The organism is Chitinophaga sp. (genome assembly GCF_019236475.1).
Classification (GTDB): Bacteria; Bacteroidota; Bacteroidia; order Chitinophagales; family Chitinophagaceae; genus Chitinophaga.
Genome location: NZ_JAFAIX010000012.1, coordinates 21671 through 36942 on the forward strand (window position 1 = coordinate 21671; position 15272 = coordinate 36942).

The window sequence follows — 15272 nt, forward strand, 5'->3', positions numbered from 1 at the left end:
ATGACCATTCCTTTGTTTAACAGGGATCTGAGCTGGCTGTCGTTCAACTATCGGGTACTGACTATGGCACAAGACCAACAGGTACCCCTATACGAAAGAATCAAATTTCTATCTATATACTCTTCCAATCTGGATGAGTTTTTCAGGGTGAGAATGCCAGCTATCCTGGCTGTCAATAAACTGCTGGGCAAAGAGCCTTTTGCTGGTGGCGATGAAACGGTGAGTCCGGATACGTTACGCCAAGTACTGACGGAAGTTAACCGTCAGCAACAGCACTATGGCCAGATACTCGCGAAGGAAATACTACCAGCCCTACGAGAACAGGGTATCCATCTATGTTACAATGAGCCCTTTACTGCGGCCCAGCATAGTCTTACCCGTGAGTACTTGCTCTCTACGGTGCTCACCTGGATGCAACCCGTATGGCTAAAGGATTTCGACAAACCTTACTTTCCAGAGAACAACGCCCTTTACCTGGCCGTTTCCCTTTCATCGAGGGAGCAGCCAGATAACCAGGAGTATGTGTTATTGAATATTCCTGCTTCCCTACCTCGCTTCCGACAGTTGCCAGCCGAAAACGGCCTGGCACAAATCGTAGTCTTAGACGATATTATCCGGTATCACCTGGATTACATCTTCCCAGGATATACTATCAACGGCAGCTACAGTTTCAAACTGACCCGCAATGCCGAAATGGATATGGATGAATTCAAAGGGGATATCCTCGAAGAAGTAGAAACAGGGATCCGCAAACGGGAACTAGGCGTTCCTACCAGGTTCCTCTATGATGCGGCTATGCCAATGGCATTACGCTACCTGCTGGCCACCCGTTTTCATCTCAGTGAAGAGGAAATGGTAGCCGGAGGCAGATATCATAACCTGAAAGATCTGGCAGACCTTCCCATGCCAGTGGCCATACCAAACGCACTTTATCCGGGGTATACGCCAGTACCCATTGCAGATGCCGCCGCCACAGACCATATCCTGGATCTGATCCAACAAAAAGATCTGGTGGTGCATATCCCCTATCAACGATATGAATACATCCTGCGCTTCTTTAATGAAGCTGCGATAGACAAGGATGTACAGGAGATATACATCACCCTGTACCGCATTGCGTCCGGCTCGCAGATAGCGCAGGCGCTTATCACGGCCGCCAAAAATGGAAAACAGGTGACGGTGTTCGTAGAGCTGAAAGCCCGCTTCGATGAAGCTAATAACATCCGTTGGGCCAAACGCATGAAGGAAGCAGGAGTAAAAATCGTATATAGTATCCCAGGGATGAAAGTACATGCTAAAACGGCGCTGGTGAAGCGTAAGCGGGGATATTACCATGATTATTCCGGGCTTATTGCCACTGGGAATTTTAATGAATCCACCGCGCGGTTCTATGGGGACCATGTACTCTTTACCTCCCATTCTGGTATCACCAGGGAAATGGAATTGCTATTTTTATACCTGCAAAGCCGGGAACAGCCAGTGAACTACGACTTCTTGCAGTTCCAACACTTGCTGATAGCGCAATTCAATATGATGGACCGTTTCCTGGCATTGATAGACCGGGAAATCCAAAATGCCCAAGCCGGCAAACCAGCCAAGATCACCATCAAACTGAATAACCTACAAGAGAAAACCATGATCGCCAAACTGTATGAAGCCAGCGAAGCCGGTATTCAGATATACCTGATCGTGAGAAGTATTTGTTGCCTCGTGCCGAACGATAATATCCGTGTGGTAAGAATCGTGGATAGGTACCTGGAACACGCCAGGGTATTCATTTTCCATAATGAAGGCAAGGAAGAGGTATACATGGGCTCCGCAGACTGGATGAACAGGAATCTCCACAGACGTATAGAAGTTTGTGTGCCGATATATGACCCTGTTATTCAGCAACAGTTGAAAGATATCGTCGGACTCCAATTGGCTGATCCTACCAATGCTCAGGCAGCCATCACCCAGTATATTCAGAAAATACAGTAAATTACAAGATAGATATATTTTTTATGATGAAGTATGTATGGACGCTGATTTTAAGTCTGGGATTCGTTATTCCCGCCGCCAACGCTCAAACGCTGGATTTGCAACACATCTACAATCCTGACGCCAACGCCAAAAAAGACATTACCACCGCTATTGCCACTGCTGCCAAAGAGAAAAAGCACGTGCTGTTGCAAATTGGTGGTAACTGGTGCATCTGGTGCCGCCGCTTTTATAAATTCGTGGAAGAGGATACAGAACTGAAAACCACTATGGACAAGAACTATGTGGTATATCACCTCAACTACAGCAAGGAAAATAAAAATCTTCCTGTGTTAAAAGAACTGGGTTATCCACAAAGATTTGGTTTCCCAGTATTCGTTATCCTGGATGAAAAAGGGAATCGTATCCACACCCAGAACTCTGGTTTGTTGGAAGCAGCAGATTCCTACGATAAAAAGAAAGTCCTGGATATGCTGAAACAATGGAGTCCTGCCGCTCTTCAGCCATCCAATTACATTAATGAATAGTAAGCCCATGGAAAACGGCACTACTTATTTTAAAACGGATGCTGTGCAATCTTTTATAAGATTTGCACAGCATCCGTTTAAGTTTTCAGCATTCATGCTCTGGAAGTTGCCCGCTGCCTGGCTGGCTGGGGTCCGATTGGTATCTGTATCAGAAGAAAAATGCGTTACCCATGTTCCTTATCGCTGGCTATCGCAGAACCCTTTCCGCTCCACCTACTTCGCCTGCCTGGCAATGGCCGGTGAACTGAGTACCGGACTTCCTGCAATGATGTATGCACGTAGTGCTTCCCGTAATATATCCATGCTCGTTACTGGTATGCAAGCGACCTTTGTGAAGAAAGCCACCGGTATGACTTATTTTACCTGTTCGGACATCCCTGCTATGAAAGCAGCCATGACAAAGGCTATGCAGGAGAATGACCCGACCACCATCACCATGCGCTCAGAAGGTAGAAATAAAGAGGGCATAGTAATTGCCTCCTTCGATATTACCTGGTCTTTTAAAGCCAGGTGAGCTTAATTCTTACTAAAATACCCTTAATTATGAAGATTGCATTTCATGGTGCTGCCCGCACAGTAACGGGATCTAAGCACCTGATCACTTTGAAGAATGGCAAGAAAATCCTGCTCGATTGTGGAATGTTCCAGGGTATGGGAAAAGACACAGATGCCCTCAATAGGGACTTTGGCTTTGAACCGAAAGATGTTACCTACATGGTGCTCTCTCATGCACACATTGATCACACCGGACTGATTCCCCGCCTTATCAAAATGGGCTACCAAGGCCCGATTTATTGCACTCCGGCTACTCGCGATATGGCCGAAATCCTCCTGCTGGACTCCGCAGAAATCCAGGAAGATGATATCAAATTCTCCAATAAGAAAAGAGCACAAGAAGGGCAGCCTTACCTGCAACCCCTCTACACGATCGAAGATGCAAAAAATGCGATCCGATATCTGAAGCCTATAGGTTATAATACCTGGACTTCCATCGATCCGGATATCCAAATCATGTTCACGGATGCTGGACATATAGTAGGCGCCGCCTCTATGCACCTCCGCATCACAGAGAATGGCAAAACCGAACAGGTTACCTTCAGTGGTGATATTGGTCGTTATAATGATGCTATTCTGAAATCACCGGCCACCTTCCCTCAAGCGGATTACATCCTGATGGAATCCACTTACGGTAGCACGCTCCATGCAGACGCAAAACCTGCCGATGATGAACTGCTCCGATACATTATCCACACCTGCGTGGAGAAAAGAGGTAAACTCATTATCCCTGCTTTTAGCGTTGGCCGTACACAGGAATTACTCTACTCTCTGAATAATATGCAACTGGATGGGAAACTGCCAAAGGTGGATATCTTCGTGGACAGTCCACTGTCTACCGAGGCTACCCAGGTAACCAAAGCTCACCCAGAAGTCTTTAACCGCGCCGTTTCTGATCTATTAAAAAGAGACAGCGATCCATTTGATTTTCCAGGATTACGCTACGTTAAATCTGTAGACGAATCTAAAAATCTGAACTTTCGCCAGGAGCCATGCGTGATCATCTCCGCATCTGGTATGGCGGAAGCAGGAAGGGTGAAACACCATATTGCAAATAACATCGATGAATCAAGGAATACCATCCTGATCGTGGGCTATTGCGAACCTGAATCACTGGGCGGACGCTTGATGAACGGCGCTAAAGAAGTATCCATCTATGGAACCCGCTTTCAGGTAAATGCAGAAGTAGGCGTGATTCGTTCTATGAGTGCTCACGGCGATTACGAAGATCTTAGCCAATGGCTGTCTTGCCAGAATCCTAAGGATATCAAGAAACTCTTCTTGGTGCATGGCGAATATGAAGTGCAAAAAATCTTCAAACAGTGGCTGTTCAAAAAAGGCTTCCTGGATATTGAAATCCCAGAAAGACATTATGAAATAGGCTTATCGTAGTATTTCTCGCAAAGGCGCAAAGGAAATAAAGGATTTTGCTTTGTTGTTTTAAGGCCGCAAAGGTTTTTTACAGTACTTCCACTCATTCAATATAGGGGTTGTAAAAGTATAGTATAATAGTTGCCAAATCTTTGCGGCCTTCTACAACAAAAAACCATCAGCCAATGTGGGCCTTTGCTTCTTAGCGCCTTTGCGAGAAAAATTGTTATTCCAATTCCTGCGGAAACCACAGGGTGACGCGCGTTCCCAAGGGACTACCATCTTCCTGATATAAATCTTCTATTTCAAATCCCGCCTCTACATGAAAGCGGCTATTATAAATCGACAATCTATCGCGGGTAATCTGTAAGCCCCTGGAATGGTGTCTCTCTGCCTGCATTTGCTTAATAGCAGCGGATTTCTCCCTACCTACCCCATTATCTTCTACGGTACATAAAATCCTTCCTGGCGCTTCCCAGAAGCGAATAGTTAGTCGACCTTTTTCTTTCTTATGCACCAATCCATGCCAGATAGCATTTTCCACGAAAGGTTGTACCACCATTGTAGGTATTTCTACCAAATCAGCCTCCAACTGCCGATCTACGATGATCCTATATTCAAACTGATCGGTGAAACGGAGTTTCTCCAGCTCCATATAATTCTCCAACATACTCACCTCTTTCACCACAGAAATGTGATTCAACTGGGAATTATCCAACACATTCCGGATGAGTTTTGCGAAGCGACTCAGATAAGCTTGTGCTGATTCTGTTTCATTTTTCATCATGAATATCTGGATAGAGTTCAGTGCATTGAAGATAAAATGCGGGTTCATTTGCGCCCGTAATGCTTTCATCTCCAACTGTGCCATCTCTTGCTGGATGCTGGCCCGCTGACGCGCGTCTCTCCTAACAATAGCTATTCGTAATCGTATATAAAAGTAAATCAATGCTACCGCCAAAGCCAATGCCAGTAAGCGGAACCAGCCTGTCTGCCAGAAAGCAGGGCGGATATTGATCTGTAGCGTAGTAATATCATCTGAGAATGTACCAGTCGCATTAGCAGCCTTCACTCGGAAAATATAATGCCCTGGAGGCAGGTTCGTGTATTTCGCTATCAGTGAGGCATCGGCACTAACCCACTTCTCATCTACACCTTCCAACTGATAATAATATTTGATCTTCTCCTGGTGATATTGCAAACTTTTGAATTCTATGGAGATGAAATTCTGTCTGTGATGCAGCTCCACCGGCTTATTTTCGGCTATAGCAGCGCCTATCAGCACACTGCTGTCCATCACTCGTAAGTTGAGGATAGTAACATCCGGCGGAGGCGGCGCTTTCTTCAGATCTCGCGGATCCAGGCTTAGCACGTAATCGGAGGCCCCTATCAGCAGTTGCCCATTTTGCAATTGCAGTATCTGTCGGCGCACCTTACGGTTATTATCGATAATGTCATCTCCCTGTACAAAAGTTTCCAGCACCTGGTTACTCATCGATAACTTGTAAAATCCGTACTGCGTGGTCAACCAGATATCTCCCGTTTTATCTTTTTCCATTCCTAATACCCACTCATTGAAAAGCTGATTGTGATTGAGTATTGGATGAGATTGCCGGGTATGAAGATTAAAAACCCACAGCCCCTGATCGGTGCCCGCCAGCAACAGGGAATCATTGTAAGGCAACAGACAGGTTACATTCCCGGATTTACGATTCCTCCATTTGAAAGTGTAGCGTTCCGGTAGTTGATTATTTCGTGGATTGAATAACAATAATCCGGAAGTACTGGTAGCTAGCCATAACAACGAATCCTGATAGGGTACAATATCCATTACAGAGGTAGGCCGTTGGAGGCTGTCCAGCAAAGCATGGTATTGTGCAAAGCGATTGGTAACAGGATTCCAGCTAGCCAATCCTTTTTTATACAATCCAATCCAAACGGTCGTATCATGTTCTGGCAACAACACCAACGGTGTTTGTAGATGTAAAGCCGGATGCTGAAGATGCTTTTTAAACTGGCGTGTAACAGGATCGAATAGCGAGAGATTGCCATTCTCCTGGCCAATCACGATCGTTCCATCGTGGAGCTCTGCAAATGTCCATACGAGGCTGCGTTCCTCCGGAATACTGGAGGCGCGCGATCTAGAATTATTGGTAAATGTTCCCAACAAGTCCATATTGGGCGACAAAAAAGCGAACCCTTTGCCCCAGTAGCCAATATATACGTCACCGTTAGATCCCTGGAAAATCCCTGTCACCTCAGCAGAAGGGAGTCGGGTTTTCGTTTGTGAAAACCTTGTGCGCTGATCCAACACACGAAACGACTGGCTGTGTAAACTTAAAATATTCACTCCTTGATCCGTACCGACCCATAAGTGCCCTTCGCGGTCACTCATCATACAGTTGGCTTCATAATCGTAATGTAGAGCCTGTGGGTCAGCATTATCCGCTTGGATATGGAGATCAAATCTTTGTTGCTGCGGATTAAAACGAAATATTCCTTCCGTTTCTGTGGCTACCCATACGCGTCCTTCTTGGTCTGCACGGATATCGAATACGGCTACACGATTTTTGGTTCCTTTGTTGGTAAAGTAAAAGGAGTCGAGGCGCGTAGTGGTTGGATTATAGCGATAAGCATAGCCGCCACGTGCTGCCAGCCATACATTGTGAGAGGAGTCAATAAAAAATTGTTTAAAGGAGCGCCGGATATTCAACACAGGTAAATGTTCGGGGTTATTCCCTTGATGGAATAACTGTTTGCGATCGCTACTCAGGATGAAAAGACCATCTTTCCCACTCAACCAGATATTTCCTTTTTCATCCTCCATCATGGCGTCCTGTACCTGAATACGATAAGCTGCTGGAATCTGTGAGGCTTTCAGGAAAACCTGTTGGGCAGAATCATATCTCAGGAGGCCGTCGTTGGTGGAAGCCCAGATAACGCCCTGATGATCTTCAAGGATATTGCTGCAAGACAAACCATCATGGCTGGTACCGCTATTGGGTACTTTGACCACCCGAACACGAGTTGTAACAGGATCGTATATACGAATATTGTCTGGGGTTCCCATCCAAATCCTTCCTTTCTTGTCTTCACACAGACAGATATCGTCGTAATAGATAGAGCCGGGTATTCTATCGAAATTCGCTACTGTAATCAAATTGGAACCATCATATCGTTGTAGGGCTGTGCTGGCTATCCAGATAAACCCTTTACGATCTTGCAAGATGGCGGAAACGTGATTGCTAGCTAACCCATTGTTGATATCCAGATGAGTGAATTTATGCGCAAATGGCGCCTGTGCTGCAACATTGCTGCAGTACAGCATACCATGTAAAATGGCCAGGGTAGCTGCGAAAAAGCGGATTCGAAATAAGTCAGTGAATAGTCGGTTCATGGGATTCTTCAGGGTTCTGACTGTAGGAATATCCTGGTTTGGTACCCTAAAGATAGCAAGGTGAAGGCAATAAAGGAAAAGCAGGTTAAATAAAGATATATTGTTATTTTTGGGTATATCGTATCAACCAGTCGAAATAACCAGCCCCTAGTTTAATTTTTTCTCAAACTATAAGACCCCAAAAATGAACACGAAAACCTTTAAGCTGAAAGCTATCGACTTTTTCAGGGAACTACTTTCCTGTCTCTGGCTCTTTTTCCCCGGTGTGGTCACCATCATCGGGTCTTTTTTCCTGTTTACAAAACTGTCTATCGGGCAGGATATCATCATCCAGGTATCAGAATATGCAGGACCTCGATTTTTCTCGTTTATAGCCATTTGCTTCTGGGCTTATGTGATTTGGTACAGCGCCCGGATAGTTAGCTATAAAAAGGGGAAAGACGCCACTAATAGCCTTAAAAAGGCCTTCCTGACACATTTCCCAAGACTCATGGCATTCAATGCATTTGTCAGCATAGAAACCGCGATATTGGGATTACCAGGATTACAAAAATTAATTGGCGTAAGCCTTGGAACAACTGGGTATGTTTGCGAATTGGTACTGTTTATTGTAGCCCAGAATTGCATCTACCTGTTGATTAACCTGGTATTCGGTCCTGGGTATTTCCACAAGCAACGTAACAAAACATTGTTGATAATCCTGATTGCTGCTATTTTAGGCTGGTGGGCCTTATTGCTGTTGAAGGGACTTGAATCTGACAAGAGCGGTGAGCCAGGATATCCAGCCTATCTGAGTTTCTACGCCATTTTCCTCTTTCTTTTGCAGCTACTGTTTACTTGGGCTTTTATCATGCGGGAACATTATATCCGCAAAAACCATAAGACACACTCCAGGAAGATCCAGGAACTCAATCTAAAGCTGACCAACGGCACACATGGCGTCAATGAAGCCAGGTATTTCATTTGGTTTAATATCTTATCGTTTATCGGTATCGTCATATATTTTGCAAGCATCCTAAGTATCTCGTTCGCTAACAAAATGGGACCATTGGCCGTAGTGTTGACCGCTTTCGGGTTTCTAATCGGCATGGCGAGCATTATCAGTTATTTATCCATTCGCTATCGTATCAATTTCTTTTTCATTTTGCTGGCTATTCTGTTCATCAGTGGGATTAAATTTGATCCGTATAAAGTCCGAACACTGAATCAAAAGCCAGCTATTGCTTATAACGAACGGAATAAAGTATGTACATATTTCTACCGATGGTTGAACCATCCAGACAGAAAGGCGCTCATCGATGCCGCTAGTCCGGAACATCCATTTGATATATACCTGGTGATGTCCGATGGTGGTGCTTCTCGCTCTGGTTACTGGGTATCTTCTGTGTTATCTGCCATGGAGGATTGTACGCGTAAAGATCCTACTAGGCGTTTTTCCAACCACTTGTTTTGTATGTCTAGTGCCTCCGGCGGATCAGTTGGAAACACTACGTTCTATAGTATCATTCATCATAATGGCGCAGCGGAGTATACGCCTGCTGTACAGAATTTTCTGAGAACGGATTTTCTCAGTTTCCTGATGGCCAGGTATTTCGGTCCTGATACGTGGGGACATTTATTCGGCGTATTTGACGACCGCGCCGCTGCCCTGGAACGCGTGATGGAAGGGGCTGCCGACAGCATGTATACCAATGCATACAAATATCCCTTTGATCATTTTATGGATACTACAGGGAGACTGCCAGTTCTCTTTATCAATACCACTGAAGTGCAGCATGGGATGCCGAGTGTTGTAAGCACCGCGCAACTTGATTTCAGCAAGCGTTATGATGTAGTGCAGATAGCCGACACTTCTTCCACCAATCCCTATAATAATTTACGCATGAGCACAGCGGCAGTATTGAGTTCCAGGTTTCCATACATCTCTCCTGCTGGAGAATTAGGAGGGTATTACTTTGTAGACGGCGGCTATTTCGATAACTCCGGCGCTGGCGTAGTACATGAAATGATGTTGCGATTGGATTCCTTGATGACCGCAGGTAAGGGAGAAGATTCCATGTTGTATAGTAAGTTGCGTTTCCGGTTGATTCATATTACCAATGGGTCCGACAGTTCCAAGCCTAAAGGGCAGATTAATGCATTTGTGAACACGCTGGCGGCGCCGATAGTGGCGGTGTTGGGCACCTATGGTTCACAAACAGATGTGAATAACGATCGTCTTAATCAATATTTCAGAAGCAAGAATTCCCCCAACTATGTGGTAGATAAAGAAATCAATTTGTATCGCCCACATGAAACAGAAGAATATCCCATGAACTGGGTGATTTCAAATTATAATCTGCGAAGAATGAATAGCAGGTTAGAAGAAGTGATACAAACGTTTAAAACCACAGGGAGATACGGTTTATTGGCAACGGATAGTTTCCACGTGTATGACCTGCATAAAGATTAAACAGACATGATATAAAATAAAAAAAGCTGCAGAATCTGCAGCTTTTTCTTTGTACCACGTACGGGAATCGAACCCGTGATTCCTCCGTGAAAGGGAGGCGTCTTAACCCCTTGACCAACGCGGCGTTTCCGTTTTGGGATTGCAAAGATAGGAAAACATTCATATCCGCCAAATTTATTTTCAACTTTTTTGAAAAATCTTTTTAAAGCGCTGTTTTACTATCAAAGAACCGGGGTGCAAATATCGTAATTAATTTGAATTAACCCGCACTTCTTGTGGATTCTCTTGTAATGCGATGAAAGATTCTTCTCTTTTGTTGATCAATCGAAGTGAATAACCACCTACTATCAATGTGAAGATTCCTTCCATCAGCACCGTATCCGGTGTTCCGATGTATTGGGAAATAGCGCCTACGAGGAGTCCGCCCAATGGTTGTAATCCAAAGAACACCATCGCATACAAACTGATTACGCGTCCTCTTACAGCCGGATCAACAGTAGTTTGAATGATGGTATTCGAAATAGTTATTTGAGACATCATCCCAAAGCCGCACAGTGTGGCAAAGAATAATGCAATCGGATACCAGGTAGTGTGGGAGAATAGCACCAGCCCTACTCCGAAAACAAGGGTATTTATCGCCAATACTTTACGTAGGTTACGGCCTGGTTTCAGAGAAGCCAAGTATAAAGCGCCCAATAGTGCGCCCAGTCCTATAGCGCTGTCAATAACCCCGAAGGTGGTTGCAGAGCCTTTAAAAATATCTTTCGCATAAACGGGAATCAACGTCGTAAAAGGCAGCACGAACAAACTCATCATCCCCAGAATGCTTAATATCTGGGAAATATTCGGCGTATTGCGTACATAGGCCAATCCTTCTTTCAGTTCGCGCAGTACATCTTTATGCTTGTTAGATGGCTGATAGGCAGGTAATTTCATCATCAGTAAAGACACGATTACCGCTACAAAGCTGAAGGTATTCAGGGCAAAGCAGATGTCGTCTCCCAATTTCTCCAAAGCAATACCTGCAATGCCGGGGCCTATCAATCGGGATAAATTCACCATAGAAGAATTCAGTGCCAATGCATTTGGTAAGTCGGCTTTGTTATCCACCATCTCATACACAAGCGATTGACGGGCGGGCACATCAAAGGCATTTATCACGCCCAATACAGCGCTTAGTCCGATGATATGCCAAACAGAATAATGTTTGAAATACACCAGCAATGTGAGCGCCAAGGCTTGCAGCATGGACGCGAATTGCGTTAGCAGCAGCAACTTATAGCGGTTGTACCTATCGGACGCGATGCCTCCAAGAAACGAAAGTATAAACGAAGGAAACATGCTGGCGAAGAGGGTTAATCCCAGCATGAATTTCGAATGCGTATGTGCATATACTACCCAACTGACGGCCGTCTTCTGCATCCATGTACCGATGAGGGAAACAGACTGCCCGCTGAAATACAACCGATAATTCCGGCTCTTAAATGCGCTGAATGTACTAATCTTCATAACTCCACTCCGATTGCTTTACAAAAATAGTAAAGTAACTTTATAAATTTACTTTGCTAACTTAAAGTATTATTAAAAAATCAGGCCCAGGAAAACACATATCCGAAACATTATATGGCATCTTCCTGTAATCTCTATGCGCTGGCTTCATCAAAATGGACAATTTAAAGCCGTTTTACGGGCCAAAACCTTTTTCGACAAAACCTGTTAAGCCTAAAACATTTCTTATGAAAACAAGGCTTTATATGCTGATTTTCGCAACAGCGGTCTGTTGGCTGCTGACAGCCTGCGGCAGTAAGGGCAATGCGGGCCTACAGGCCAAGGTGGATTCCCTAGAAGCAGAATTAAAACAATATCGGGCGGAGAAAGCCCTGACAGCCCAGCGGCTTCAGCGTTTCGACACCCTGGATTTCGACTTTTACTCCGGTCAGCAATGGGATTCGCTGGCTATCAGCCACGATGCGAACATAAAGGTGTATTATCCTGACGGTTCTGTAACCACCGGACTGTTTCCCCAGCATATAGATATGTTGAAACCGATGTTTGTATTTGCGCCGGATACCAAAATCAAAACGCACCCGGTTCGGTTTGGAGAAGGTGATTGGACGGCAGTCATTGGGGAGATGGCCGGTACATTTACCCAACCGATGCCCATTGGGGGTGGTAAAACAATTCCGCCCACGGGAAAGCCCTTTAAGCTGAGTATGGTCACTATCGGCCACTGGAAAGATGGAAAAATGATAGAAGAATACCTGTTCTGGGATAACCAGTCCTTTATGAAGCAGATCGGGCTAGCAAAATAGTTCGGAAGTATATGGCAATAAAAAAAGCTGCAGAATCTGCAGCTTTTTCTTTGTACCACGTACGGGAATCGAACCCGTGATTCCTCCGTGAAAGGGAGGCGTCTTAACCCCTTGACCAACGCGGCGTATCGTTTTGGGATTGCAAAAGTAGGACCTTTTTCTATATTTCCAAAAAAAATTTTGATAACCTAAAAATCTATTGAATATTACGGGTATAGCTTGTAAATTCGCCTTCGATTTTTTCATATTCAAATCACGATGTAAAATGGGAACTACTCTCAAAATTGGTATTAATGGGTTCGGCCGTATCGGTCGTTTGGTATACCGCCAGATTTACAAAATGCCCGGTATTGATGTTGTTGCAATCAATGACCTCACCAGTCCTAAGCAACTGGCGCATTTGCTGAAATACGATTCAGCTCAGGGTAGGTTTGATGCAGAGGTTAAAAATTCTGACGATGCAATTAACGTAAATGGTGAAGATATCAAGATTTACGCGCAGAAAGATCCTTCTCAAATTCCATGGAAACAGCATGAAATTGATGTGGTAATCGAGTGTACTGGTTTCTTCGCTGATAAAGATAAAGCTGCTGCTCACCTCACTGCTGGTGCTAAGAGAGTTGTAATCTCTGCTCCTGCTACTGGTGATCTGAAAACGATCGTATTCAACGTAAACCACGATATCCTGGACGGTTCTGAAACAGTTATCTCTTGCGCTTCTTGCACGACTAACTGTCTCGCTCCAATGGCAAAAGTACTGCAGGATACTTACGGTATCGTTGCAGGTCTGATGACTACCGTTCACGCTTACACGAACGACCAGAACACCCTGGATGCTCCACATCCAAAAGGTGACCTGCGCCGTGCTCGCGCTGCTGCTGCGAACATCGTTCCTAACAGCACTGGTGCTGCTAAAGCAATCGGTCTGGTACTGCCAGCACTGAAAGGTAAACTGGATGGCGGCGCGCAACGCGTTCCAACCATCACTGGTTCCCTCACTGAACTGACTACCATCCTGGGTAAAAAAGTAACTGCAGAAGAAGTAAATGCAGCTATGAAAGCAGCTTCCAACGAATCTTTCGGTTATACCGAAGATGAAATTGTAAGCTCTGATATCATCGGTATCCACTACGGTTCCCTGTTCGACGCTACACAGACTAAAGTAATCACTGTTGGCGATCAACAAATGGTGAAAACCGTTTCCTGGTACGATAACGAAATGAGCTACGTATCTCAGTTGGTTCGTACTGTGAAGTACTTCGCCGGCCTGATCAGCAAATAATTACACCCATCACAAAGCCCTCAGACGAGGGCTTTGTTCTAAATTCCGCGCAACTACACCATAACAGCAGCCAACCGATCACCACGGATGTAAATGCTTTGTGCTGTTGGTTCCGCGGTTTTTTTATTGAAGTACCCTAATGTTATTCTAAACTGATATCAGATGAGCAAGTTCTCCGAACATAACTTCAATGGCCAGAAAGCCTTGATCCGTGTAGATTTCAACGTGCCGTTGAACGATAATTTCCAAATCACGGACGATACCCGCATGCGCGCGGCTGTACCTACCATCAAAAAAATTCTGAAAGATGGCGGTGCTGTTATCCTCATGTCTCACCTCGGTCGCCCGAAAGATGGCCCTACCGATAAATACTCTTTAAAACATCTTGTATATCATCTGATCACACTGTTGGGTGGCGTTACTGTGAAATTTGCAAGCGACTGCGTAGGTCCTGTTGCAGAAAAAGAAGCAGCTAAGCTCCAAATGGGCGAAGTTCTCCTCCTGGAAAACCTGCGCTTCCACAAAGCAGAAGAAAAAGGTGATCCTAGTTTCGCTGAACAACTGGCCAAACTCGGTAACGTATACGTAAACGACGCTTTCGGTACCGCTCACCGCGCACACGCTTCTACCGCCGTTATCGCGCAATACTTCGCTCCTGAAAACAGAATGTTCGGTTACCTGATGGAAGCAGAAGTAAGCAACGCAGAGAAAGTACTGAACAACGCAGAACGCCCGTTCACAGCCATTCTCGGCGGTGCGAAAGTATCTGATAAAATTCTCATCATCGAAACCCTGATGGAACGTGCCAACAACATCATCATCGGTGGTGGTATGGCTTACACTTTCCTGAAAGCACAAGGCAAGGAAATTGGTAACTCCCTCGTGGAAAATGATAAACTGGATCTGGCAAATGAACTGCTGGAGAAAGCAAAAATCAATAACGTAAAACTCTTGCTGCCACTGGATTCCGTTGCTGCTGACAAATTCGCTGCTGATGCAGCTACTCAGTTGGTTTCCAACGATAATATCCCTGCTGGCTGGATGGGTCTGGACATTGGTCCTAAATCTGTAGAACTCTTCGCTCAAACTATTCAGGCTTCTAAAACCATTCTCTGGAACGGTCCTATGGGCGTGTTTGAAATGGAAGCATTCCAAGGTGGTACCAAAGGTGTAGCGGAAGCAATCGTGGAATCTACTGCTAAAGGCGCTTTCTCCCTCGTAGGTGGTGGTGATAGCGTTGCCGCTGTAAATCAGTTCGGCTTTGCTGATAAAGTAAGCTATGTTTCTACTGGTGGTGGTGCTATGCTGGAATTCTTCGAAGGAAAAGTATTACCTGGTATTGCAGCGATCCAATAACTTTCTCCCTTTATTTCAACTGTCGTCCCTGCCAGCAGGC

At 45.0% G+C, this 15272-nt stretch carries 10 protein-coding genes and 2 tRNA genes; 8 read left to right on the top strand and 4 right to left on the bottom strand.

All coding sequences use genetic code 11. The features are described from left to right. Genes ppk1 through JO154_RS16155 form a run of 4 tightly spaced genes read left to right on the top strand, consistent with a single transcriptional unit; the run spans position 1 to position 4454 of the window. A complete protein-coding gene (ppk1, locus tag JO154_RS16140) occupies positions 1–1980 on the top strand; it encodes a polyphosphate kinase 1 (protein ID WP_291947361.1) in 1980 nt (659 codons plus the stop codon). A gap of 23 nt (positions 1981–2003) precedes the next feature. Then, complete coding sequence (locus JO154_RS16145) at positions 2004–2507, top strand: thioredoxin family protein (RefSeq protein ID WP_291947363.1); 504 nt, start codon at positions 2004–2006, stop codon at positions 2505–2507. Further along, positions 2500–3021, top strand: a complete 522-nt coding sequence (locus JO154_RS16150; RefSeq protein ID WP_291947365.1) for a DUF4442 domain-containing protein — start codon at positions 2500–2502, stop codon at positions 3019–3021. The genes JO154_RS16145 and JO154_RS16150 overlap by 8 nt, the downstream gene beginning before the upstream one ends. Positions 3022–3050: 29 nt before the next feature. Further along, the gene (locus JO154_RS16155; protein WP_291947367.1) at positions 3051–4454 is read left to right on the top strand and encodes an MBL fold metallo-hydrolase; all 1404 of its coding nucleotides are present in this window, start codon (positions 3051–3053) and stop codon (positions 4452–4454) included. A gap of 205 nt (positions 4455–4659) precedes the next feature. Here JO154_RS16155 and JO154_RS16160 read toward each other — a convergent pair whose 3' ends face one another. Further along, positions 4660–7830, bottom strand: coding sequence for a two-component regulator propeller domain-containing protein (locus tag JO154_RS16160; RefSeq protein WP_291947369.1), 3171 nt, complete (start codon positions 7828–7830; stop codon positions 4660–4662). 184 nt (positions 7831–8014) lie between these two features. On the opposite strand from JO154_RS16160, the gene JO154_RS16165 reads away from it, so the two are divergent. Beyond that, on the top strand, positions 8015–10282 hold the full coding sequence (locus tag JO154_RS16165) for a patatin-like phospholipase family protein (protein ID WP_291947371.1): 2268 nt from the start codon (positions 8015–8017) through the stop codon (positions 10280–10282). Positions 10283–10334: 52 nt separating this feature from the next. Here JO154_RS16165 and JO154_RS16170 read toward each other — a convergent pair. Together JO154_RS16170 and JO154_RS16175 are read right to left on the bottom strand one after the other, a co-directional pair. After that, positions 10335–10406, bottom strand: a tRNA-Glu gene (locus JO154_RS16170). A gap of 125 nt (positions 10407–10531) precedes the next feature. Then, the gene (locus JO154_RS16175; protein ID WP_291947373.1) at positions 10532–11791 is read right to left on the bottom strand and encodes an MFS transporter; all 1260 of its coding nucleotides are present in this window, start codon (positions 11789–11791) and stop codon (positions 10532–10534) included. 227 nt (positions 11792–12018) lie between these two features. On the opposite strand from JO154_RS16175, the gene JO154_RS16180 reads away from it, so the two are divergent. Continuing rightward, on the top strand, positions 12019–12594 hold the full coding sequence (locus JO154_RS16180) for an ester cyclase (RefSeq protein WP_291947375.1): 576 nt from the start codon (positions 12019–12021) through the stop codon (positions 12592–12594). 53 nt (positions 12595–12647) lie between these two features. Here JO154_RS16180 and JO154_RS16185 read toward each other — a convergent pair. Continuing rightward, positions 12648–12719 (bottom strand) — tRNA-Glu (locus JO154_RS16185). Between the two features lie 140 nt (positions 12720–12859). Here JO154_RS16185 and gap point away from each other — a divergent pair. Next, complete coding sequence (gene gap / locus JO154_RS16190; RefSeq protein ID WP_291947377.1) at positions 12860–13876, top strand: type I glyceraldehyde-3-phosphate dehydrogenase; 1017 nt, start codon at positions 12860–12862, stop codon at positions 13874–13876. 162 nt (positions 13877–14038) lie between these two features. Then, positions 14039–15232 carry a phosphoglycerate kinase gene (locus JO154_RS16195; RefSeq protein ID WP_291947379.1) on the top strand — a complete coding sequence of 398 codons (1194 nt, stop codon included), beginning with the start codon at positions 14039–14041 and terminating at the stop codon, positions 15230–15232. Positions 15233–15272 lie beyond the last annotated feature (40 nt).

Excerpts from the sequence above, each read along its gene's own strand:
- JO154_RS16195 (WP_291947379.1), top strand. The coding sequence starts at position 14,039 with ATGAGCAAGTTCTCCGAACATAACTTCAATGGCCAGAAAGCCTTGATC.
- JO154_RS16150 (WP_291947365.1), top strand. The coding sequence starts at position 2,500 with ATGAATAGTAAGCCCATGGAAAACGGCACTACTTATTTTAAAACGGAT.
- JO154_RS16160 (WP_291947369.1), bottom strand. The coding sequence starts at position 7,830 with ATGAACCGACTATTCACTGACTTATTTCGAATCCGCTTTTTCGCAGCT.
- JO154_RS16175 (WP_291947373.1), bottom strand. The coding sequence starts at position 11,791 with ATGAAGATTAGTACATTCAGCGCATTTAAGAGCCGGAATTATCGGTTG.
- ppk1 (WP_291947361.1), top strand. The coding sequence starts at position 1 with ATGACCATTCCTTTGTTTAACAGGGATCTGAGCTGGCTGTCGTTCAAC.
- JO154_RS16165 (WP_291947371.1), top strand. The coding sequence starts at position 8,015 with ATGAACACGAAAACCTTTAAGCTGAAAGCTATCGACTTTTTCAGGGAA.
- JO154_RS16180 (WP_291947375.1), top strand. The coding sequence starts at position 12,019 with ATGAAAACAAGGCTTTATATGCTGATTTTCGCAACAGCGGTCTGTTGG.
- JO154_RS16155 (WP_291947367.1), top strand. The coding sequence starts at position 3,051 with ATGAAGATTGCATTTCATGGTGCTGCCCGCACAGTAACGGGATCTAAG.
- gap (WP_291947377.1), top strand. The coding sequence starts at position 12,860 with ATGGGAACTACTCTCAAAATTGGTATTAATGGGTTCGGCCGTATCGGT.
- JO154_RS16145 (WP_291947363.1), top strand. The coding sequence starts at position 2,004 with ATGATGAAGTATGTATGGACGCTGATTTTAAGTCTGGGATTCGTTATT.